General features: G+C 47.0%; 23 protein-coding genes. 7 read left to right on the forward strand and 16 right to left on the reverse strand.

Annotated features, from left to right (window positions below):
• Nucleotides 1-144: 144 nt before the first annotated feature.
• Genes B4F99_RS08615 through rnz form a run of 7 tightly spaced genes read right to left on the reverse strand, consistent with a single transcriptional unit; the run spans nt 145 to nt 4,896 of the window.
• The gene (locus B4F99_RS08615) at nt 145-516 is read right to left on the reverse strand and encodes a hypothetical protein (RefSeq protein ID WP_290756876.1); all 372 of its coding nucleotides are present in this window, start codon (nt 514-516) and stop codon (nt 145-147) included.
• Between the two features lie 27 nt (nt 517-543).
• Nucleotides 544-1,107 carry an ECF transporter S component gene (locus B4F99_RS08620; protein WP_290756879.1) on the reverse strand — a complete coding sequence of 188 codons (564 nt, stop codon included), beginning with the start codon at nt 1,105-1,107 and terminating at the stop codon, nt 544-546.
• Nucleotides 1,104-2,057, reverse strand: coding sequence for an ATP-binding cassette domain-containing protein (locus B4F99_RS08625; protein ID WP_290756882.1), 954 nt, complete (start codon nt 2,055-2,057; stop codon nt 1,104-1,106). The genes B4F99_RS08620 and B4F99_RS08625 overlap by 4 nt, the downstream gene beginning before the upstream one ends.
• Nucleotides 1,993-2,712, reverse strand: a complete 720-nt coding sequence (locus B4F99_RS08630) for a hypothetical protein (protein WP_290756885.1) — start codon at nt 2,710-2,712, stop codon at nt 1,993-1,995. Before B4F99_RS08630 ends, B4F99_RS08625 begins: the two co-directional genes overlap by 65 nt.
• On the reverse strand, nt 2,690-3,094 hold the full coding sequence (locus B4F99_RS08635) for a DUF4430 domain-containing protein (protein WP_290756887.1): 405 nt from the start codon (nt 3,092-3,094) through the stop codon (nt 2,690-2,692). Before B4F99_RS08635 ends, B4F99_RS08630 begins: the two co-directional genes overlap by 23 nt.
• Complete coding sequence (locus B4F99_RS08640; protein ID WP_290756889.1) at nt 3,091-3,987, reverse strand: hypothetical protein; 897 nt, start codon at nt 3,985-3,987, stop codon at nt 3,091-3,093. Before B4F99_RS08640 ends, B4F99_RS08635 begins: the two co-directional genes overlap by 4 nt.
• Nucleotides 3,988-3,990: 3 nt before the next feature.
• Complete coding sequence (gene rnz, locus B4F99_RS08645) at nt 3,991-4,896, reverse strand: ribonuclease Z (RefSeq protein WP_214855150.1); 906 nt, start codon at nt 4,894-4,896, stop codon at nt 3,991-3,993.
• 108 nt (nt 4,897-5,004) lie between these two features.
• Here rnz and B4F99_RS08650 point away from each other — a divergent pair, with 108 nt between their 5' ends.
• Nucleotides 5,005-5,184: a hypothetical protein gene (locus B4F99_RS08650; RefSeq protein WP_023467629.1), complete on the forward strand. Its 180-nt coding sequence runs from the start codon at nt 5,005-5,007 to the stop codon at nt 5,182-5,184.
• Nucleotides 5,185-5,245: 61 nt separating this feature from the next.
• Here B4F99_RS08650 and B4F99_RS08655 read toward each other — a convergent pair whose 3' ends face one another.
• Together B4F99_RS08655 and B4F99_RS08660 are read right to left on the reverse strand one after the other, a co-directional pair.
• The gene (locus tag B4F99_RS08655; RefSeq protein ID WP_290756894.1) at nt 5,246-6,370 is read right to left on the reverse strand and encodes a M20/M25/M40 family metallo-hydrolase; all 1,125 of its coding nucleotides are present in this window, start codon (nt 6,368-6,370) and stop codon (nt 5,246-5,248) included.
• A gap of 231 nt (nt 6,371-6,601) precedes the next feature.
• Nucleotides 6,602-7,555, reverse strand: a complete 954-nt coding sequence (locus tag B4F99_RS08660) for an aromatic acid exporter family protein (protein WP_035409021.1) — start codon at nt 7,553-7,555, stop codon at nt 6,602-6,604.
• A gap of 86 nt (nt 7,556-7,641) precedes the next feature.
• On the opposite strand from B4F99_RS08660, the gene B4F99_RS08665 reads away from it, so the two are divergent.
• From B4F99_RS08665 to B4F99_RS08680, 4 genes are all read left to right on the forward strand, one after another.
• On the forward strand, nt 7,642-8,718 hold the full coding sequence (locus tag B4F99_RS08665; protein WP_290756897.1) for an N-acetylglucosaminidase: 1,077 nt from the start codon (nt 7,642-7,644) through the stop codon (nt 8,716-8,718).
• Between the two features lie 57 nt (nt 8,719-8,775).
• Nucleotides 8,776-9,711, forward strand: coding sequence for a manganese-dependent inorganic pyrophosphatase (locus tag B4F99_RS08670; RefSeq protein WP_087679899.1), 936 nt, complete (start codon nt 8,776-8,778; stop codon nt 9,709-9,711).
• An 84-nt stretch (nt 9,712-9,795) separates the two neighbouring features.
• Nucleotides 9,796-10,560, forward strand: a complete 765-nt coding sequence (gene fadH / locus B4F99_RS08675) for a 2,4-dienoyl-CoA reductase (protein ID WP_290756901.1) — start codon at nt 9,796-9,798, stop codon at nt 10,558-10,560.
• 297 nt (nt 10,561-10,857) lie between these two features.
• On the forward strand, nt 10,858-11,571 hold the full coding sequence (locus tag B4F99_RS08680) for a ZIP family metal transporter (RefSeq protein WP_035409029.1): 714 nt from the start codon (nt 10,858-10,860) through the stop codon (nt 11,569-11,571).
• A gap of 63 nt (nt 11,572-11,634) precedes the next feature.
• Here the strand turns inward: B4F99_RS08680 and B4F99_RS08685 are convergent, their stop codons facing one another.
• From B4F99_RS08685 to B4F99_RS08715, 7 genes are all read right to left on the reverse strand, one after another.
• Complete coding sequence (locus B4F99_RS08685; protein WP_214855144.1) at nt 11,635-12,273, reverse strand: HD domain-containing protein; 639 nt, start codon at nt 12,271-12,273, stop codon at nt 11,635-11,637.
• The gene (locus tag B4F99_RS08690; RefSeq protein ID WP_035409031.1) at nt 12,255-12,791 is read right to left on the reverse strand and encodes a GNAT family N-acetyltransferase; all 537 of its coding nucleotides are present in this window, start codon (nt 12,789-12,791) and stop codon (nt 12,255-12,257) included. Before B4F99_RS08690 ends, B4F99_RS08685 begins: the two co-directional genes overlap by 19 nt.
• A 65-nt stretch (nt 12,792-12,856) precedes the next feature.
• Nucleotides 12,857-13,579, reverse strand: coding sequence for an amino acid ABC transporter ATP-binding protein (locus tag B4F99_RS08695; protein WP_041255311.1), 723 nt, complete (start codon nt 13,577-13,579; stop codon nt 12,857-12,859).
• A 13-nt stretch (nt 13,580-13,592) separates the two neighbouring features.
• Nucleotides 13,593-14,252, reverse strand: a complete 660-nt coding sequence (locus B4F99_RS08700) for an amino acid ABC transporter permease (RefSeq protein ID WP_035409731.1) — start codon at nt 14,250-14,252, stop codon at nt 13,593-13,595.
• Between the two features lie 57 nt (nt 14,253-14,309).
• Nucleotides 14,310-15,083 carry a transporter substrate-binding domain-containing protein gene (locus B4F99_RS08705; RefSeq protein WP_035409033.1) on the reverse strand — a complete coding sequence of 258 codons (774 nt, stop codon included), beginning with the start codon at nt 15,081-15,083 and terminating at the stop codon, nt 14,310-14,312.
• A gap of 287 nt (nt 15,084-15,370) precedes the next feature.
• Nucleotides 15,371-15,796 carry a BrxA/BrxB family bacilliredoxin gene (locus B4F99_RS08710; RefSeq protein ID WP_023467616.1) on the reverse strand — a complete coding sequence of 142 codons (426 nt, stop codon included), beginning with the start codon at nt 15,794-15,796 and terminating at the stop codon, nt 15,371-15,373.
• 30 nt (nt 15,797-15,826) lie between these two features.
• A complete protein-coding gene (locus B4F99_RS08715) occupies nt 15,827-17,011 on the reverse strand; it encodes a class I SAM-dependent methyltransferase (RefSeq protein WP_290756905.1) in 1,185 nt (394 codons plus the stop codon).
• A gap of 110 nt (nt 17,012-17,121) precedes the next feature.
• On the opposite strand from B4F99_RS08715, the gene B4F99_RS08720 reads away from it, so the two are divergent.
• Nucleotides 17,122-17,895, forward strand: a complete 774-nt coding sequence (locus B4F99_RS08720) for a sporulation protein (protein WP_035409037.1) — start codon at nt 17,122-17,124, stop codon at nt 17,893-17,895.
• Between the two features lie 201 nt (nt 17,896-18,096).
• Nucleotides 18,097-18,813: glycoside hydrolase family 3 N-terminal domain-containing protein (locus B4F99_RS08725; RefSeq protein WP_290756907.1), on the forward strand; the 717-nt coding region annotated here is incomplete at its 3' end.

The raw sequence follows: 18,813 nt of genomic DNA on the forward strand, positions 1-18,813 counted from the left end.
CAGGAAAAAGTGCATTATGCGCTGTCAGAGACGAACAAGACCCGCTTTCCTGCTTGAATGAAGCAAGAAAACTGGCTTGTGTCTCGCCTGAGGAAAGGGCGTGAAAAGACGCATCATTCTTTTTTGAGTCAGCCCCATTTGTATTTACGCTTCATGATGACGAAAACGCCGCGTCACATAACGTTTGAAGCGATCAAATGCCATCGTATAATGATACAGATAACGAACGACGAGCGCACCCGTGATTGAGACGAGGTACCCCGTCGATAAGACGAGTAACCAGGAAACAATCGCGAGGAACCACGAACTCTCGAACCGTAAATATTGCCATTGTAATCCTTCTGATGAGGTAATGAGCATGGCGCTTGGGAAGATGGCGGCAGCAAGTAAGTAACACGCAGCGTAACGTCCTCTAATCGTACCTTTCATCAACAGAATACTGCCAAACACTAAGCCCACACTCGAGACGATGAGCAACATGACGACATAAGCAAGCGAAATTGACGATCCCAGCATATGCCTTCCCTCCTGTTCGGTATGTTACTATTCTGTACCCCTCTTTTCATCGAATGAATGCATAATTCGTAAAAAAATCGGAAACAATATCCAAATGAAGATCGCGTTACTGAATCCGTGAAGCATATCAAACGTTCCTCCGGCTACAAGCAGTGTCAAAAAAGCTTGCCACGAGAATCCGGTCAATACCAAGAAACCGAGATTGCTCACCCATCCGTATAAGAAACCAGCGAGAAATCCATATCCAGTCAAGACGATCCGGTACCGAAGAAACGGAACGAATCCTAGACTGGCAATCGTTGCATACGCCAGCGCTTGAAAGAGTACGAACGGACCGCTTCCGAGAAACAAGCTCGTTAACACGACGACAAGCATCCCAGAGATAGCACCGGCGATTGGATGAACGAAGACGGCTACTAATAAGACGATGGCCGTTGCCGGCTGAATGTTCGGCAAACTGGAAAACAACAAACGTCCAACGATTGCCGCTGCCGTGATGATGGCGATGAACCGTAATCGTTGATCCGTCATCTGAAGTCTCTCGAACATGACTAAAAACAGACAGACGATTAGAACCGTTGCGATGATCATACGAACAACCGACTTTCTTGTAAAAAGTGCTTCGTCGGTCCATCGAAAGCCACTTCTCCGTGCACCAGATAGATGATCCGCTGTGCTGCCCGAATGAGAACTGGATCATGCGTCGCCATGACGATCAGATTCGTCGGATTCTGCTTCCACGATGCGACAAAAGCCATTCGTGCGCTGTCATCAAGTCCAGCCGTCGGTTCATCAAAGTAATAGCTGTCTTTACTCCATTCGATACCGTCCAAGAGACGTTTTTTTTGCGTCGTAAAACTACCGCTTCGATCGTCTAATGGCGCAAGCATCGGATGCGCTGGTACATAATGCATCTCTCCCGCCCGCCGAACTTTTCCGTAAAGCGGGCGCTCGACACCGAGTGCGAGACGTAGGAGCGTCGACTTTCCACTCCCATTCGCACCGACGATCGCAATCCGTTCGCCTTGATGAAATGACAATTTCCCTGTCACCAGTGCATAGCGTGTCTGCAACGGATAACGATGTTGAACGTTTTCGATTTGGTTCAGGAAACGTCCAGTTTTTTCAGCCGATTCACTCGTCAGCGAGAGGTCGGATTGGATCGTCATCGAACAATGGATCTGACAACCAAACCGTCGTTCGATTTCTTCAAGCAATCCCATTAATCGCTTGCGTCTGACATGATCAAGAAAGAGAAACGGTTCCGACAAAAAAAGTGTCTTCGGTGACGAAGACAAGGCATGACCGAGTCCGACGAGCTGTTGTTCCCCAGCCGAAAGTTCACTCGACTCCGCTTCAAAAAAGGCTTCTAAGCCAAGTAAGGTCGCGAGTTCTCCAGCTCGAAACAAGGAGACGGTCGCAAGCAGGTCCCGGACACGTCCATGTAGGAGGCGCTCTGGTGTCAAGACCGATTGATCATGTTCGATTGCCTGATGTCGCAGTCGCTCTTCTCGATCGTTGTCGGTATACATGGTAGGCATCCCGGATTCCTCCTTTTGTAAATAATAGCGCTATAGGCAAAATCATGGCCGGAATGATTGCCCATGGTGTCAGGCAAAGAGCCAATCCTGTCGCAAGTAATAAGCCAATCTGAACATCACGTCGCGTGATCGGTCTTAAGCGAGACGGCACCGCTTCAATCGGTACGATATGATAGGTCGCCATCCGTTCCAGACGAATGCCAAGCGACGCATCAGGATGACTCATCTTAACCTCCGGCCAAGTCCGTAAAAACGAGGGAATTAGTGCCAGGACCATACCCGTCAATCGTGTTAGTCGGGGTAGGAAACGAAACAACGGTCCCATCTGATCAAGTCGAACCAACGTAAAAATCCATTGACTCGACGTGATGAATAACGTCACTTGGACTGTCGTTTCATAAATCGCTACTGTGTCGATACTTGCACCATAAAGAAGCGGGACGCACATCATGATTGCATAAAGAGCCGGGAGAACTAAATAGCGAAACACAGTCAGTTCTTGAACGAATAAGAACAAGAGCAGATGATAGACGACGATCACTGATTGATCATGTGTGAGGACGAACGGGATCGTAATCATCCCGATGAAAAAGAGAGCGACGTTCACTGGGTGAAGTCGCTCCCGTTCTGGTTTACTCAAAATAAGCCATTGCATCTTTTTCAAACCGCCATTCGAGACGGTCTCCTTTTTTCAGTTCATAACTCCCGGCACCGACTTCCCCGGGTTTTCCGTTGACACCGAATACCCAGCCACTCCCTGCTCCAGCTGACTTTTCACGAATCCCATCGACTGCCGTTACATATGCCATCTCACCTTTACCTGTTTTAACGACATCAAGCGTTGTATCTTCAAGCGCATCCAGTGCTGTATCTTTTTTATTCAAACACACGTCTTTATCGAATAATGTCTTATCCTTGACGTGATCCACGACCGACACCTTGACTTCGGTCTCACAAGACGCTGTTTGTTGTTCCTCTTTTGCTTCTGCGCAACCGGCAAGTAACACGATACTTGCAACAAATAACCATTTTTTCATCGTACGACTCCTTTTCGCCTTGAGGTCTCAAAGCTGTAATTGTATAACAGAATGGTCTTGTCTCGTAATGATTGACCGTCAGACCGCAGATAGGTCAGGCGAATCGCATTCGCTAAGACATCGTCCCCTGTATTAACATACGGAATAAGTTTTCCTTTGTCATCAATCAAAAATACTGTCGCATCCTGCAGACTAAACGTTTCGTAGAGCCCATCGAGATCCATCTCGACATAAGGGGTTTTGGAATCATGTAAAATCTCATGCATCGAGAGTTTTTGTAACGTCTCAAACGATTGGTTCGCATCAATCAGTTTTTGATAATACGATATCAATGATTTCGTTGCCAACTCTTCACGTGGTCGATAGGAAATCGTTCCGGTCAACTCTTGATAACTGACTTCATAACGAATGAACCGTTTCGGAGTTTGGACGAGCATCTCAAACGAAGCATTCCGTAGATTCCCGCCTCGATCGAACATTAGCTGGCTTTGTTCCAACCGTAATCCGTCTTCTCCTACACGGCGTTCGACTTGTGCGAGAAAGCTATCGAACGAATCATCCGTGATGGTCACGCGACCAATCTGTTGAGTTTCTTCCCGCAACGTTCCGGCATCAAACGGTCCGAGGAACAGTTGAAACAGGAAGAACAAGAACCCGAATAATGCCATGTATCGTTTATAACGTGAATTCTTTTTCGGATGCAACACGATCAAAAAGATGATGATGCCGAGCGGTAATTGAATATCATAGACTGGAAACGACACGGCGCCGAGACACGCATAAAAAATGAACTTCATATACAAGTATGTTTCTTTTTCCGTTCGCCGTTCAAGTAAAAACGCTAAGCCACTAGCAGCCAGTAAAAAGAGTGCCCATAAAATGAGAAAGTCCATCTTTTACCCTTTGACCGGAACGACCCGGTGATCAAACATGAGATGGCTGTTTGCAAATACTTCTCGTGCCTCTTGTTCCAGTACTTCTTCTTGATCGACATAACGCGCAGATACGTGCGTCAAGAGGAGCTTTTTTACCTGCGCCGTATCCGCGATGACAGCTGCCTGTCGAGCGGTCGAGTGACCGAAGCGTCCCGCATGTTCGACTTCTCGATCGGCAAACGTCGCTTCATGGACTAATACATCGACATCTCGCGCGAGTTCTATCGACGCCGCGCACGGCATCGTATCGCCAAGAACCGCTAGCTTGACACCTGGTTTGGGAGATTCTAAAAAGTCAGACGATGCGTAGACCGTGCCATCGAATTCAAAGGTTTCTTCCAGTGTGATTCGGCGATAGAGTGGACCGGAAGGAACTCCAAGTGCCTTCAGTGCATCAACACGTAATGCCCCACGCTCTTCTGGTCCTTCTAGGCGGTACCCGAACGCCGGAAAACGGTGCTCAAGTGACCGCACCGTCACGCGGAAACCATCTTGTTCGTATGTTTGACCATCTTCGACTTCAACGATCTGGAGTGGATAACGTAAATATGTTCCTGTAATCCTTAATGTCGCATCCATCCATTCCTTAATCCCTATCGGTCCATAGATCGTTAGCGGTGTCGTTCCTTCTAAGGCAGCTCGTGTACTGATAAATCCTGGTAATCCAAAAATATGATCCCCATGTAAATGGGTGATGAAGATCGCGTTGACTTTTCGTGGTTTAATCGGACTGTGTAAAATTTGATGTTGCGTAGCCTCTCCACAATCGAACAACCAAGTCATTTTGGGGTGTAACAAGGCAATCGAAGTAACGTTCCGTTGTTTTGACGGCATACCGGCTCCTGTCCCTAAAAAATAAAATTCCATCTTTTTCCCCTTTTCGTAAAATTAGCATTTTTTATACACAAAATACACCTTTCGTCTGTTGAAGCATGGTAAACTGTACCTATTCAGATTTGGAAGGTGGGTTTTTCCATGACTAAAATTGAACGGACATATGCCCGGATCGTCCGGGAAGCCCGTAAACTAAACGAAAGTTATCGGCAAAAATACGGAAAGTCGATTCAAATCGATGAAATCGCTTCGACCTTATTATGTACAGAAGAACTCGTTTTAGAGTCTATGGAATATGTGGATCGTCCTCAAGTAGTTTAATCGTACAATGATAAAGAGTGTATCGCAATGTCGCGATACACTCTTTTTGTGTTCCATCAGCTTATTTGTTCGTGATGTAATCGACTAACGTCACACAAAGTTCCGCTGTTTTGACGAGTTCTTCGATTGGCATCTTCTCATTCGTCGTATGGATATCTTCATATCCGACCGCCAAGTTGACCGTTGGAATACCGAAACCAGCGATGACATTGGCATCTGATCCGCCACCAGAATGCAAGAGACGTGGTGTACGTCCAAGTTGTGTGATGGCTGCTTTTGCGACTTCGACAACTTGATCTCCATCTTCGAACTTGAAGCCTGGGTACATGACTTTGACCTCCACTTCGGCACGACCACCGAGTTCTGCCGCTGCTTCTTCAAACGCCGCTTTCATCTTCTCAGTCTGCGCTTCCATCTTCGGAGCAACAAGTGAACGTGCTTCCGCGAAAATTTCTACATAATCACAAACGATGTTCGTTGATGGACCGCCACCGCTGAACCGTCCGATGTTAGCTGTCGTCTCTTCATCAATCCGACCGAGTGGCATCTTCGCGATGGCTTTTGAAGCAATCGTAATCGCCGAGACCCCTTTTTCTGGTGCAACACCAGCGTGAGCTGTTTTTCCAAAAATCTTCGCATTGACTTTTGCTTGGGTTGGAGCAGCAGTGATGATGTCCCCTACTTTTCCGTCTGAATCGAGTGCGAAACCGTAATCCGCATCAATTTTCGATGAATCAAGGACCATCGCCCCAACAAGTCCAGATTCTTCACCGACTGTAATGACGAACTGGATTTTTCCGTGTGGTTGTTTTGTCTCATTGAGTACATGAACGAGTTCAATTAGTGAAGCAAGTCCCGTTTTATCATCTGCTCCAAGAATCGTCGTGCCGTCCGTCTTGACATAACCGTCCTCGATGATTGGTTTGATTCCTTGACCCGGGAATACTGTATCCATATGGGAAGTGAAATAAATTTTATCGACCCCGTCTTTTGTTGCCGGAAGCGTGACGATCAAGTTATTTCCTTTGTGTTCCGTCTTAGACGAAGCGTCATCCTCAAAAACGTCACATCCGAGATCCTCAAACGTTTTTTTCAAGTGAACACAAATCCGTGCTTCCTCTTTTGATTCCGAATCGATCTGGACAAGCTCTAAAAACGTATCCAATACGCGTTGTTCATTGACCATGACAAAAACCTCCTCTAATATAATTCAATCCAATAGCGCTTTATTAGTATACCATCCTGACAGCCATTTGCACTTCTGAAAGGTTGTTTGTACAATGGCAGTAATCAGTCGATATGAGAGAGGAGGACATGACGATATGGCAAGACCATCGAAACAACAACGGATCATTAAATGGACGACGATCGGAATCTTAGCGATTTTCCTACTCGGAACATTCGCTTCAACGATGTTTTATTTCTTTTGATTGACGTAGCGTTGTTTGAGACGCAAATATTGCTCTGCTTCCTGCAGCATATGCAACAAGGCAGAGCGGACCTCGAACTCTTCCCGCGTGACGGGTAAGGCAGAGGCACGAAAACGCGTCAATAGCGCTTCTAGTTCTAAAATGTATACCATTGCGTCGGCTTCAGGTCGGACATTGTCGCCAATCGTCCGAAAGAAGGCGGCGACTTTTTTTCCTTCTTCGACGACGAGAACAAGTTCCTCGGCATGATGGACGATACCGCGCAGTAACTCGAATTGTTGTTCGCGCATCCGGAAATAGGCATAGTCCTCATCATCATTACGTCGACCGATCGCATTCCCCATCCGTTTTAAGGCAGCATCTTTTCCCTCATGTAACAGACGTTCCGTCTCGTCAAGCGTCAACGCATGATGATTGACTCGCCCTGTCTCGATCGCGGCCGCGACTTCATAGAATAAGGACGCGATCCGTTGATCAATCTTTTCCCTTCGGTCGTCGATCAATAGATCGAGACTTGGCATGTACATGTTGACAAGCATTCCGACACCGACACCAATGCCGAGCAATAAGGATTCGTTCAACAGGATATGTGCGTTGAGCTGACGTTCCGTATACAAATGTGTCAGTATGACGACACTCGTGATGAAACCGTCCTGAAGTCGGAGGCGTTGAACGGATGGAAGGAATAAAATGAAATAGATCAATAACGTAACCGGACGATAGCCGATGACTTCGAACAGAATGAATCCAAGTACGATGGCAAGTAATGACGCCATGATCCGTTCGTAGGACGACCGAAACGTCTTCTTTCGTGTCGATTGGATACTCAAGATCGCAATGATCGCAGCGAAGACGTAATAATCGAGCTTGAGTCGCTCCGCGATCCACATCGCGAGCGCGGCAGCGACCGCTGTCTTCAGCGTTCGATAACCGATTTGCATCAGGTTCACCTCCCTTTTGTTTTTCTTTGTTAGACTACCTACGTTGGACACGAATGTCCATTGCTTTTTAAAGGACGTGATTTTCTTTGACGACACGCACTATCCGTCCTGGTCGCCCCGTGCGCCGGACTAGCTCACTGAAAGGGTTACTCTTCTTTTTCCTCATTGGCATTCTCTTGTTCTTTTGGCTTCGTGAGGAACCGAAGACAGTTTTATCCCCACCGGCTCCTTATACAGCTGAGCGCTATGAGAAAGGTACAATCAACGAACAAGACTTTCAAACGTTCGCCGAGGCAAAGGAGTATGCGGGTCAGCGTGGTGCGGTAAAACGTTCATCGGACGACCGCTACGTCTATCTCGGTGGACAAGGTACCGGGATCGTCGATGATCGCGGTATTCTGTCGATTCATCATGACGCCGATTTAAAGAAACGGCTTACCTACGTCGCTTCCGGCACACGCGTCCAATTGCTTCAGTTCGGTGAACAGACGAGTCGCATCAGCGTCGCAGGCGCAACTGGTTATGTCCCAACGGATCGCTTACGTCCGTTCCCAGCAGAACGTGTCTCGAATCCGTCGTACTATCAGACGAAGGGAAATCGACTCCTTCACTACATCGTTGCTGACGGTGGACTTGGTGGATTGATTGTCGCTGGTGAAGCGACGAACGTGACGTCTCGGACGAGCAAATACGTCGAATCGAAGACACTGACACGTGATTTGACGAAACCGACGCGCCTGAGTGCCAAACAACTCGATGCGTTCATCAAGGAGCAAGCGCCGGACAGCCCCTTGGTCGGGAAAGGAAAAGTCTTTAAATCCGTTGAAAAGAAATACCGGGTCAACGCGGCCTACCTGCTTGCACACGCCATTCACGAATCCGACTATGGACGGTCTGAGATTGCCCGCGAAAAAAATAATCTATTCGGCGTCAATGCGACGGATTCTGCCCCGGGAGAAGATGCGACTGCTTATAAATCCTTGACGGATTCAATCGAGCAGACCGGCCGATTCATCGCAAAGGACTATCTTGATCGGGATGGACGTTATTTCCGCGGGGCTTACCTCGGGAACAAACAAAAAGGAATGAATGTCTTTTACGCGTCAGACCCCTTCTGGAGCGAAAAAATCGCTGGTATCCTAGTGAAAATGAACGCTTTCTAAATCCGAGATATGATACACTATAGGGCGAGACAACAATCATTGAGGAGTGAACACGTCATGGAAAAAGTTTTAGTATTTGGTCATAAAAATCCTGATACCGATACGATCACATCGGCAATCGCTTATGCAGAATTAAAGAAAGCGCTCGGTGTCAATGCCGAAGCAATCCGCCTCGGTGAGATGAATGATGAAACGTTATTCGCGCTCGATACGTTCAAAGTTTCAGCACCACGTCTAGTGACAGAGGTCGCGACAGAAGCGTCACACGTCATCTTAGTCGACCACAACGAACGTCAACAAAGTGCGAACGATATCGACGCTGTTACGGTAACAGAAGTCATCGACCATCACCGAATCGCAAACTTCGAGACATCGGATCCTGTCTATTACCGGGCAGAACCAGTCGGTTGTACAGCAACGATCCTGAACAAGCTCTACAAAGAGCATGGTGTTGCAATCAAACCAGAAATCGCTGGTCTGATGCTATCAGCGATCATTTCTGACTCGCTTCTGTTCAAATCACCGACTTGCACAGAGCAAGATATCATCGCAGCGCGTGAACTCGCAGAAATCGCCGGTGTCGATGCGAACGTCTACGGTCTTGAGATGCTCAAAGCTGGAGCTGATCTCTCGAAGAAAACCGTTCCTGAATTGATCGCACTTGACGCAAAAGAATTCACGATGGGAACACTCAAAGTCGAAATCGCTCAAGTCAACACGGTCGATACAGCTGAAGTCTTGCTTCGCCAAGAAGAACTCGAAACAGCGATCAACGAAGTCATCCTTGCAAAAGGTCTTGATTTGTTCGTCTTCATCGTCACGGATATCTTGACGAACAACTCAGTCGGACTCGTCCTCGGGAAAGAAGCGAATCTCGTCGAACGTGCTTATGGTCTTGAAGCGACGAACAACCTCGTCTACCTCGAAGGTGTCGTTTCACGTAAGAAACAAGTCGTTCCTGTTTTAACAGATACAGCTCTTGCAACACAATAAGTCAAAAAAGAAGGAGTTCGCTCCTTCTTTTTTGAATAAAGAATATGAATGGTCGTTCATTCATTACATAAAGGAGGAATCAATATGACACAAACAATCATGGTGACGGGTGGAACGAACGGTATGGGAAAAGCGATGGCAATCGCTTTAAAGGAAGCTGGATGGAATGTCGTCGTCACAGGACGTGACGCAGAACGCTTGCGACTGATGAATGAAGCATTGGAACAGATTCAAGGCGAGCATCTGACGATTCAGATGGATGTCCGTGACGCGGACGCTTGTCTTGCTGCTGTCAAGCAAGCACGCGAACGGTTCGGTCGTCTCGAGGCATTGATCAACAATGCTGCCGGGAACTTCATCTGTCCGACCGACGAGTTATCACCGAATGGATGGAAGACGGTCATCGATATCGTCCTCAACGGAACATTTAACTGCTGTCACGCTCTTGTCAAGGGTTGGCAGGAAGATCAAGTCGCTGGCGGTCAAATCGTCAATATCGTCGCTTCTTATGCATGGCAGGCCGGCGCTGGTGTCGCTCCGAGTGCTGCTGCAAAAGCCGGCGTGCTGAACTTGACGCGGACGCTTGCCGTCGAATGGGGCTATAAATATCAAGCCCGTGTCAACGCGATCAGTCCGGGACCGATCGAACGAACGGGTGGTGCCGATAAACTCGCTTTATCACCAGAACACGCGGAACGAATTCGCCGCAACGTCCCACTCGGTCGATTCGGAACACCGGAAGAGATCGCGACGCTCGCAACCTGGATGGTATCAGATCAAGCCCGCTACTTGAACGGAGAATGCATCGCTCTTGACGGTGGTCATTGGTTAAATAAACAACCATTCTGATGATTGAGATTTAATTACTTAAGAAGTCATTCTCCACAAAGATAAGAATGACGCGTTTCACGCCACTCCTACAGGAAAAAGCGCATTTTTGCGCTGTCAGAGACGAACAAGCTAGTTTTCCTGCTTGAATGAAGCAGGAAAACTGGCTTGTGTCTCGCCTGAGGAAAGAGCGTGAAAAGACGCGGCATTCTTTTTTGGAGTCAGCCCCTTACATTCGTCTCGAACTATTTTTCTTTCTTTTCGCTATGTTTATGAATTATATAGAACAGGTAGAAAGTACAAGAAGGAGGCGATCATATGTGGGGTGCGTTCGGTTGGGGTGCGTTAGCAGGTGGCGCCGTTGTCATTGGCGCCTTGTTTGGACTGTACTTACCCTTAAAACAACGACTGATCGGTTACATCATGTCGTTTGGAACAGGAATCTTGATTGGAGCAGCGACATTTGAGTTGCTCGATGAGGCATTAAAGAAATCAACAACGTTCGTCGTCGCGATTTCCTTTATCGTCGGGGCACTTGTCTTTACGGGCTTTGACTTGTTCGTCTCGTCACGCGGCGCGAGTAAACGGAAACGCTCGTCTGGTGGGAATGAAGGCACGGGGACGGCGATTTTCTTTGGGACGATTCTTGATGCCATCCCAGAATCAATCATGATCGGTGCCAGTCTGTTATCTGGAAATGTCAGCGCGGCACTCGTCGCGGCAATTTTCGTCAGTAACATCCCGGAAGGTTTATCGAGTACGACGGGGTTACGAAAAGATGGCTTTTCGAAGAAAAAAGTCTTGCTGATGTGGGGAGTCGTCTGGTTGATCTCCGCCCTCGCCTCACTCGCCGGCTATACGGTTCTCGCAGAACTACCAGACATGCAGTTCGCCATGATCGGTGGCTTCGCAAGTGGTGGGATCATCGCGATGCTCGCTTCGACGATGATGCCGGAAGCTCACGAGGAAGGCGGCGCGATCGTTGGTCTGTTCGCAGCACTTGGGTTAATTACTGCCATCATCCTTAGTTAAATATAACATAAGGCGTGTTGTCTGGAAAACGAACCGGACAACACGCCTTATGTGTTAAACAATTTAAAACTCACCTGTTCCTCCCGTAACCCCCTCCCATTCCTCCTTAAAACGAGCCACGAACTCTTCCATGTAGCGATGCCGTTCCTCCGCTAAATGATGGGCCGTCTTCGTATTCATTAAATCTTTTAGTCGGAATAACTTTTCTTCAAAATGATTCAGGGCACTTGTCTCGCCTGTTCGATCACCCGGCTTTCGTGCTGTTAGTCCTGGCACATGCATTGGCTCCCCGAACCGACCAGCGAACTGAAACGTTCGCGCAATCCCGATTGCGCCGATCGCATCGAGACGGTCGGCGTCTTGGACGACTTGTCCTTCGATCGTTCGCATTGGTGGACGTGTGCCATCTTTATAGGACAGGCTCGTGATAATGTTTAAAATCTGTTCCTGTTCCTCCTCTGTCACCTTTCCTTGCAAAAAGGTGGCGACCGTCTCTGCCGTTCCCCCGAGTTTGCTATCTGCTACGTCATGAAGTAAGGCTGCTAATTCGATGATCCGGGTATTCCCGCCTTCCTGTTTTGCAATATGTAACGCTAAACGGCGAACTCGTTCAATGTGAGCATAATCATGACCTGAAAAGTCCGTCGCATGAAACGACCGGACGAACGCTTCCGTTTCTTGAATCATTGTCGACCCCTCCATTCCGGTTCAAGTAATCCATACAGTAACATGTCATGCCGCTCTCCGTCTCGTCGTAAAAAAGCACGGTATCTTCCTTCCTGCACGAACCCAAGTCGCTCGTATAATTTAATTGCACGCAAATTATAATCAAAGACCGTCAATTGAATCCGGTACAGATTCAGCTCCAAGAAGGCGTATTCGAGGATCGTCTGTAGCGCATCCGTCGCATACCCTTGCCCTTCACAATCCGGATCGATGCCGATCATCAACCACGCCGTTCCGTGTGTCGGTAAAATATCTTCTAATGCAACGACTCCAATCATCCGTTCATCTTCAAAGTTCCGGATCGCAAATCGAAACGTCTCCGGTGCATCCGTCGCCATCATCTTTTCAATCTTATCCATGGATAAATGACGATATGGCGTTGCACTAAAATGACGGGCGAATGTCGCATCGTCAAGCAATCGTTGCATCACTTCGGTATCTTCCGGTTGAAAACGTGTCAGACGAGTATGATGACCTTCCAGTAGTTTTTTCATTCTTATCCCCCTCTATATTAAAAATCGAAAAACGCTAACCCCTTTTCAGAGTTAGCGTACGGTGATCATAAAACTTTTTCGAGGAATTTTTTTGCCCGGTCCGTCTTCGGATTGTCGAAGAGTTCGACTGGTGAACCTTCTTCCATTAAAATTCCTTCATCGAGGAACAAGACACGATCGGCGACTTCTTTTGCGAAGCCCATCTCGTGCGTAACGATGACCATCGTCATTCCACTCTCAGCAAGCTGCTTCATGACGTCTAGCACTTCGTTGACCATCTCTGGGTCAAGGGCTGATGTCGGTTCATCGAACAGCATGACGTTCGGTTCCATCGCAAGAGCGCGGGCGATTGCGACCCGTTGTTTTTGTCCACCTGACAACTGGTTCGGGTAATTATCGCGTTTTTCAGCTAGACCGACACGTTCAAGCAAAGTCTCTGCCCGCTTGACTGCCTCGTCTTTTGAGATACCAAGGACGTTGATCGGTGCGTACGTCAAGTTATCAAGAACAGACTTATGTGGGAACAAGTTGAACTGTTGGAAAACCATGCCGATGTTCTGACGTGCTTTCGAGATGTTCGCCTTTGGTTTTGTCAGTTCAAAACCATCGACGATGATCGTCCCACTCGTTGGTTGTTCAAGTAAATTGATACATCGTAGAAATGTTGATTTACCAGATCCCGACGGTCCGATGACAGCGACGACTTCACCGCGTGTAACCGTCGTCGATATACCTTTTAATACTTCTAATTTTCCGAACTGCTTATGCAAATCGGTGACTTGGATCATAGGTTCCATCTGATTACCCACTCTTTCTCATAGCTTTTTCGACTTGTTGGCCTATCAAGCTCAATCCCATGACAAGAACAAAATATACGAATCCGGCAAACAATAACGGTTCGAAATAGATTGCCTTTTCTCCTCCGACGATTTGCGCCCGGCGCATGACATCAAGCACGCCGACCGTCGAGACAAGCGCCGACTCCTTCGTCAACGTGATCAATTCGTTCATGATCGCTGGGAGGATATTTTTAAAGGCTTGCGGCAAAATGATCGAACGCAGTTGTTTGAAATACGAAATACCGAGCGCATCTGCAGCTTCCCATTGTCCACGATCAACAGCCTGAATCCCTGCCCGAATGATTTCCGAAATATACGCTCCGGAGTTCAAAGAGAAGGCGATGATTGCTGATTGGTATCCTGTCGTGACATATCCAGTTAGTTGCGGTAATCCGAAGTGAACGATTGCCAGTTGCAAAATCAGTGGTGTACCCCGGAAAATCGCTGTGTAGGCATGACCGATAAAACGGAGGATTCGACTTTTTGTGATTTTTAGTGCCGCGACGACGATTCCGATCAGCATCCCGGCAATGGCTGCTACGATGACGACTTGGAAGAGGACCGGAATGCCCTCGAGAATATATGGAATTGAATCTTGAATCTTTGTAAAGTCTATCATAATCAATCTCCTAACGTCGCACAAAAGGGATGAAGTTACCCCCACCCCCATGCACTTGACTTATTTTGCTTCTTTTTGGAACCACTCTTCTGCTAATTTATCGATTTCACCACTGTCGATCATTTTCTTCAGCTCTTTGTTGAAATCGTCACGCATCTTATCCCCTTTTTTGAAGGCGATTGCTGAACCAGCTGGACCATCTTCTTTAATCTGGTACGTTTTCAGGGAGGCATCTTGATCCATGTATTTGACGGCGACTGCATCCTCGATAATGAGGGCATCGATCCGACCTGTATTCAATTCTTGAATGATTTCTGGAATTTTGTTCAATGGAACCGTTTCGCTGTCTTTAAAGCGGTCTTTCGCGAGTCCCTCTTGAATCGAACCAAGCTGGACACCGATTTTTTTACCTTTGAGTTCATCTTCTGAACTGATCGCTTTATCCTTCGTCATGACTAAGTTTTTCGATTCGAAGTAAATGTCCGTGAAGTCAGCATTTTTCTTCCGTTCTTCCGTTGGTGTCATGCCCGCCATGACGAAATCCACACGACCTGAGCTAAGCGCACCAAGTAGACTACCGAATTCCATATCTTCGATTTTTAATTTATATCCAAGATTTTTCGTAACTTCTTTGGCGATCGCAACGTCGAAGCCGACGATGTCTTCTCCTTTTTTCGTATCGATGTATTCAAATGGGAAGTAATCCGCTGATGTTCCCATCGTCAATACTTTATCATCCTTACTTGATCCACCTGTTGATTCTTCCGACGCGCCACATGCTGCCATTGTGACTGCCAGAATGCCTGCCATTGCCGTTGCTAATAATTTTTTCATTCGAGATTTCCCCTTCCAACGCTCAATTGTCAGAACTTTAACAATAGTATGACTTATGTGTATGTCCAATTCAATACCGAAAAGCCTGACCTGTTCTATTGCTTTTAGGATATACGAATATTTATTCACTGTAAAGCATAAATATATAAATTTTTTTGACTTTCTATTCATAAATCATGCATAAATGACTGTTTATACAATTTTGCAAACGTTTTCAAATTTAAAATTTATTATTTTAGTCTTATGAATACACAAAAAAAGACTCCTTTTTCAGGAGTCTTCTTCGCTTAGGCGTAGATTTCAATTAATGATTCAAGTTTCTCGACGACTTCTTCCGCCGTGAACGATTCGATGTCGAAGCGCTCGACCATCGAGAGGATGTTTCCATCTTGCATTAACGCAAATGATGGAGATGATGGTGGATAACCTTCGAAATATTCACGCGCACGGTCTGTCGCTTCGCGATCTTGTCCAGCGAATACTGTGACGAAATGATCGGGCTTGATGCCCTCTTTCCGATTGACGTACGCTGCTGCAGGACGGGCGATCCCGCCAGCACATCCACAAACAGAATTGACAAGGACAAGTGTCAGACCTTCCCGTTTCATTGCTTCATCCACGCTCTCTGGCGTCGTTAATTCTTCAAATCCAGCAGCTTGCGCTTCTTTGCGGGCTGTTTGGACGACATCTTCAAAATACATTTGGAAATCCATCGTATTGCCTCCTTTGATTCGTTCTCCTTCTTATTGTACGAGTTTCGGTGAAATCTGTCCAAGTCTGCCGCTTAATTCATTTTCTAAAAATGGTCGTGCCTGCAACAGATCACGGAATGCGATGTACCGGTCGATTTTTTCTTCCGTTGGTCGCTTGTTTTGTTTGTACGCACGGATCAAGATGTTCTTCGGTGTGTGCTCAAGATCGATGAATTCAAGCAATTGCGCTTCATATCCTACAAGCGTCAATAACTCGGCACGAATCGAGTCCGTCGCAAGTGATGCGAATTTTTCTTTGATCAGTCCGTGCTGGAGCATGACATCAAGCGGAGCGCAGTCCAATTGACGGTTCAGTTCCTTTTGACAACACGGTACACTTAGGATGACTGATGCATTCCAGTCGACAGCTCGCGCGAGTGCGACGTCCGTCGCAACATCACAAGCGTGAAGCGTCACCATCAGGTCGACTTCCGTCTCCCCTGTATAATCATGAACGTCTCCGACGCGGAATGTCAGATCGGTATAATCCAGATCACGTGCAATTTGCGTACATTCTTCGATAACTTCTTTCTTTAAATCAAGACCTGTCACTTCAAGGTCGAATCCTTTGACGACTTTTAAATAATGGTAGAGAGCGAACGTCAAATACGATTTCCCGCAACCAAAGTCTAAAATCCGCAGTTTTTTTCTTGTTGGTAAGGCGGCGATGCTATCCTCGACGAATTCAAGGAAGCGATTGATTTGCTTGAACTTATCGTACTTCTGTTTTTTGACTTGCCCCGCTTCCGTCATCACACCTAGACGAATCAGAAACGGAACCGGTACACCGTCTTCTAATAGATAGGTTTTTTTTCGGTCATGCGACAAGAGTGCTTTCATTGGTTCCTTTTGGGATGTCTTGATCGCGACTTTCATCTTTTTCGAGAGCTGGAACTGCCATTCTTCTTCTTCAAAACGGAAGAGGAATTGCCGGAATTCCGTGAACCAGTCATCGAGTCGACCGATGAAATCCTCCACTAAAATATTTTCATGCTTCATGACGCGTTCAAATTGAAACTCAACCTGCATCATCACCGTATCTCTTAATAGAATCGGTTTTACCTTGATTCGTCGGAGATCATTGGATTTTTGACGCGGATTGCTCATCGTTGCATGGATCAGTACTCCTTGCGTGATTTTCGAAGCAAGGTTCGCTTTTAATTCATGTAGTTCCACTAGTCGTCCCGTCCTTTTCTAATGTTCTTTCGAAACTGTAGCAAATTCGTACCTGTTCGACAAGTTTACACACTTCATCATTCGTACGTAATCAAAAGGAGGAATGCATCATGTTCAAAAAAATTCTCTCACAAATCGGAATCGGTGCTGCAACGGTCGACACACGGTTGACGGATGATCGCTGTGAACCAGGCGGTCAAATCCACGGTGTCGTCCATATCAAAGGTGGAAACGTCGATCAAGAAATTGACCGGATTTATCTTGAATTCAACACGCAGTACAAACAAGAAGTCAATGATAGTACGACGTTTACGACCTTTACGCTCGACCGGTTTGCCTTAAATGAAGCGAAGTTCACGATCGAAGCGGGTGTCGAGCGGGAAATTCCATTCACATTACGTGTGCCACTAAATACTCCACTCTCCGTCAGCCAATCGAAATCATGGATCGAGACCGGACTTGACATCGCACAATCCGTTGATCCGTCGGACCGTGACGCTGTCATCGTCGAAGCAAACCGTTACCAAACGACGGTCTTAGATGCCATGGAGTCACTTGGCTTCCGGTTAAAGAAAGCCGATACAGAAAAATTACCTGGACGATTCCGTAAAGATTTACCGATTGCTCAGGAACTTGAATACTCAGCACGCAATACACACTACGCTCATAAACTGGATGAGATCGAAATCATCATGCTCCAAGACAGCTCAGGGATTGATTTAATCGTCCAAGTCGATCGTCGTGCGCATAGTCTCGGATCATTGTTCAGTGAAATGGCTGGAGCGGATGAGTCGATGATCAAACTACGCCTATCCAATAGTGAACTGCAGGATCAGTCATTTGTCGAACGCCAGCTGACAAACATCGTGGAGCGCTATAGCTGATCGATCGAATGACTAAAAAGTGATTCCTCTTCAAGGGGAGTCATTTTTTTGTTCAAATCGGAATGCACAAAAACATTATTAAAACTTATTTGCTAATGTAATCGTTTTCAAATAAAATATTGTTTTAAAACAAGCACCTTGCTATACTGTCCGTATTGAAAAGAATTCCAGTCGTGGTTTGACTAGAGGAGGATGTACATCATGAAAAGGATTGGGCAATTCACGTTAACAGCAGGACTCGCAGCAGTACTCGTTTCAAGTAGTTTGCCTGTCATGGCAGAGGCAGGATCTTCAGCAGATCGGATCAGTCAAAAAATCGACATGATGACACTCGAACAAAAAATCGGACAGATGATCATGCCGGACTTCCGGCAGTGGAATGGCAGTAACCATACGTCGCTTGCTCCGGAAGTCGCGAACATCATCGACCGCTATGATTTAGGTGGCGTCATCTTGTTTGCTGAGAACGTCAGTGAAACCGAACAGACGACAAAACTCGTTCATGATCTGCAAGAAGTCGTCAAACAAGATGACAGCAACGATATTCCGCTCTTTGTCACGATCGACCAAGAAGGTGGCATCGTCACTCGGCTCGGAACAGGAACGAACTTACCCGGCAATATGGCGTTAGGTGCGACCCGTAGTAGTGCGTATGCCAATGATGCCGGTCATATCATCGGTTCCGAACTGCATGCGCTCGGCATCAATGTCAACTTCGGGCCGGTTCTTGACGTCAACAGTAACCCTGGAAATCCTGTCATCGGTGTTCGCTCGTTCTCAAGTGACCCGGAGCTCGTCGGAATGCTCGGTTCCGCTTTGATGAAGGGTATTCAAACTGAAGGCGTCGCAGCGACCGCGAAACACTTCCCGGGTCACGGCGATACGGCGACCGATTCCCATTATGGCTTTCCGGTTGTT

This window comes from Exiguobacterium sp. UBA3491 (assembly GCF_002377745.1).
GTDB lineage: Bacteria > Bacillota > Bacilli > Exiguobacteriales > Exiguobacteriaceae > Exiguobacterium_A.

Coding starts and splice junctions, on each gene's coding strand:
- B4F99_RS08615 (WP_290756876.1), bottom strand. CDS start 516: ATGCTGGGATCGTCAATTTCGCTTGCTTATGTCGTCATGTTGCTCATC.
- B4F99_RS08620 (WP_290756879.1), bottom strand. CDS start 1,107: ATGATCATCGCAACGGTTCTAATCGTCTGTCTGTTTTTAGTCATGTTC.
- B4F99_RS08625 (WP_290756882.1), bottom strand. CDS start 2,057: ATGCCTACCATGTATACCGACAACGATCGAGAAGAGCGACTGCGACAT.
- B4F99_RS08630 (WP_290756885.1), bottom strand. CDS start 2,712: ATGCAATGGCTTATTTTGAGTAAACCAGAACGGGAGCGACTTCACCCA.
- B4F99_RS08635 (WP_290756887.1), bottom strand. CDS start 3,094: ATGAAAAAATGGTTATTTGTTGCAAGTATCGTGTTACTTGCCGGTTGC.
- B4F99_RS08640 (WP_290756889.1), bottom strand. CDS start 3,987: ATGGACTTTCTCATTTTATGGGCACTCTTTTTACTGGCTGCTAGTGGC.
- rnz (WP_214855150.1), bottom strand. CDS start 4,896: ATGGAATTTTATTTTTTAGGGACAGGAGCCGGTATGCCGTCAAAACAA.
- B4F99_RS08650 (WP_023467629.1), top strand. CDS start 5,005: ATGACTAAAATTGAACGGACATATGCCCGGATCGTCCGGGAAGCCCGT.
- B4F99_RS08655 (WP_290756894.1), bottom strand. CDS start 6,370: ATGGTCAATGAACAACGCGTATTGGATACGTTTTTAGAGCTTGTCCAG.
- B4F99_RS08660 (WP_035409021.1), bottom strand. CDS start 7,555: ATGCAAATCGGTTATCGAACGCTGAAGACAGCGGTCGCTGCCGCGCTC.
- B4F99_RS08670 (WP_087679899.1), top strand. CDS start 8,776: ATGGAAAAAGTTTTAGTATTTGGTCATAAAAATCCTGATACCGATACG.
- fadH (WP_290756901.1), top strand. CDS start 9,796: ATGACACAAACAATCATGGTGACGGGTGGAACGAACGGTATGGGAAAA.
- B4F99_RS08680 (WP_035409029.1), top strand. CDS start 10,858: ATGTGGGGTGCGTTCGGTTGGGGTGCGTTAGCAGGTGGCGCCGTTGTC.
- B4F99_RS08685 (WP_214855144.1), bottom strand. CDS start 12,273: ATGGAGGGGTCGACAATGATTCAAGAAACGGAAGCGTTCGTCCGGTCG.
- B4F99_RS08690 (WP_035409031.1), bottom strand. CDS start 12,791: ATGAAAAAACTACTGGAAGGTCATCATACTCGTCTGACACGTTTTCAA.
- B4F99_RS08695 (WP_041255311.1), bottom strand. CDS start 13,579: ATGATCCAAGTCACCGATTTGCATAAGCAGTTCGGAAAATTAGAAGTA.
- B4F99_RS08705 (WP_035409033.1), bottom strand. CDS start 15,083: ATGAAAAAATTATTAGCAACGGCAATGGCAGGCATTCTGGCAGTCACA.
- B4F99_RS08710 (WP_023467616.1), bottom strand. CDS start 15,796: ATGGATTTCCAAATGTATTTTGAAGATGTCGTCCAAACAGCCCGCAAA.
- B4F99_RS08720 (WP_035409037.1), top strand. CDS start 17,122: ATGTTCAAAAAAATTCTCTCACAAATCGGAATCGGTGCTGCAACGGTC.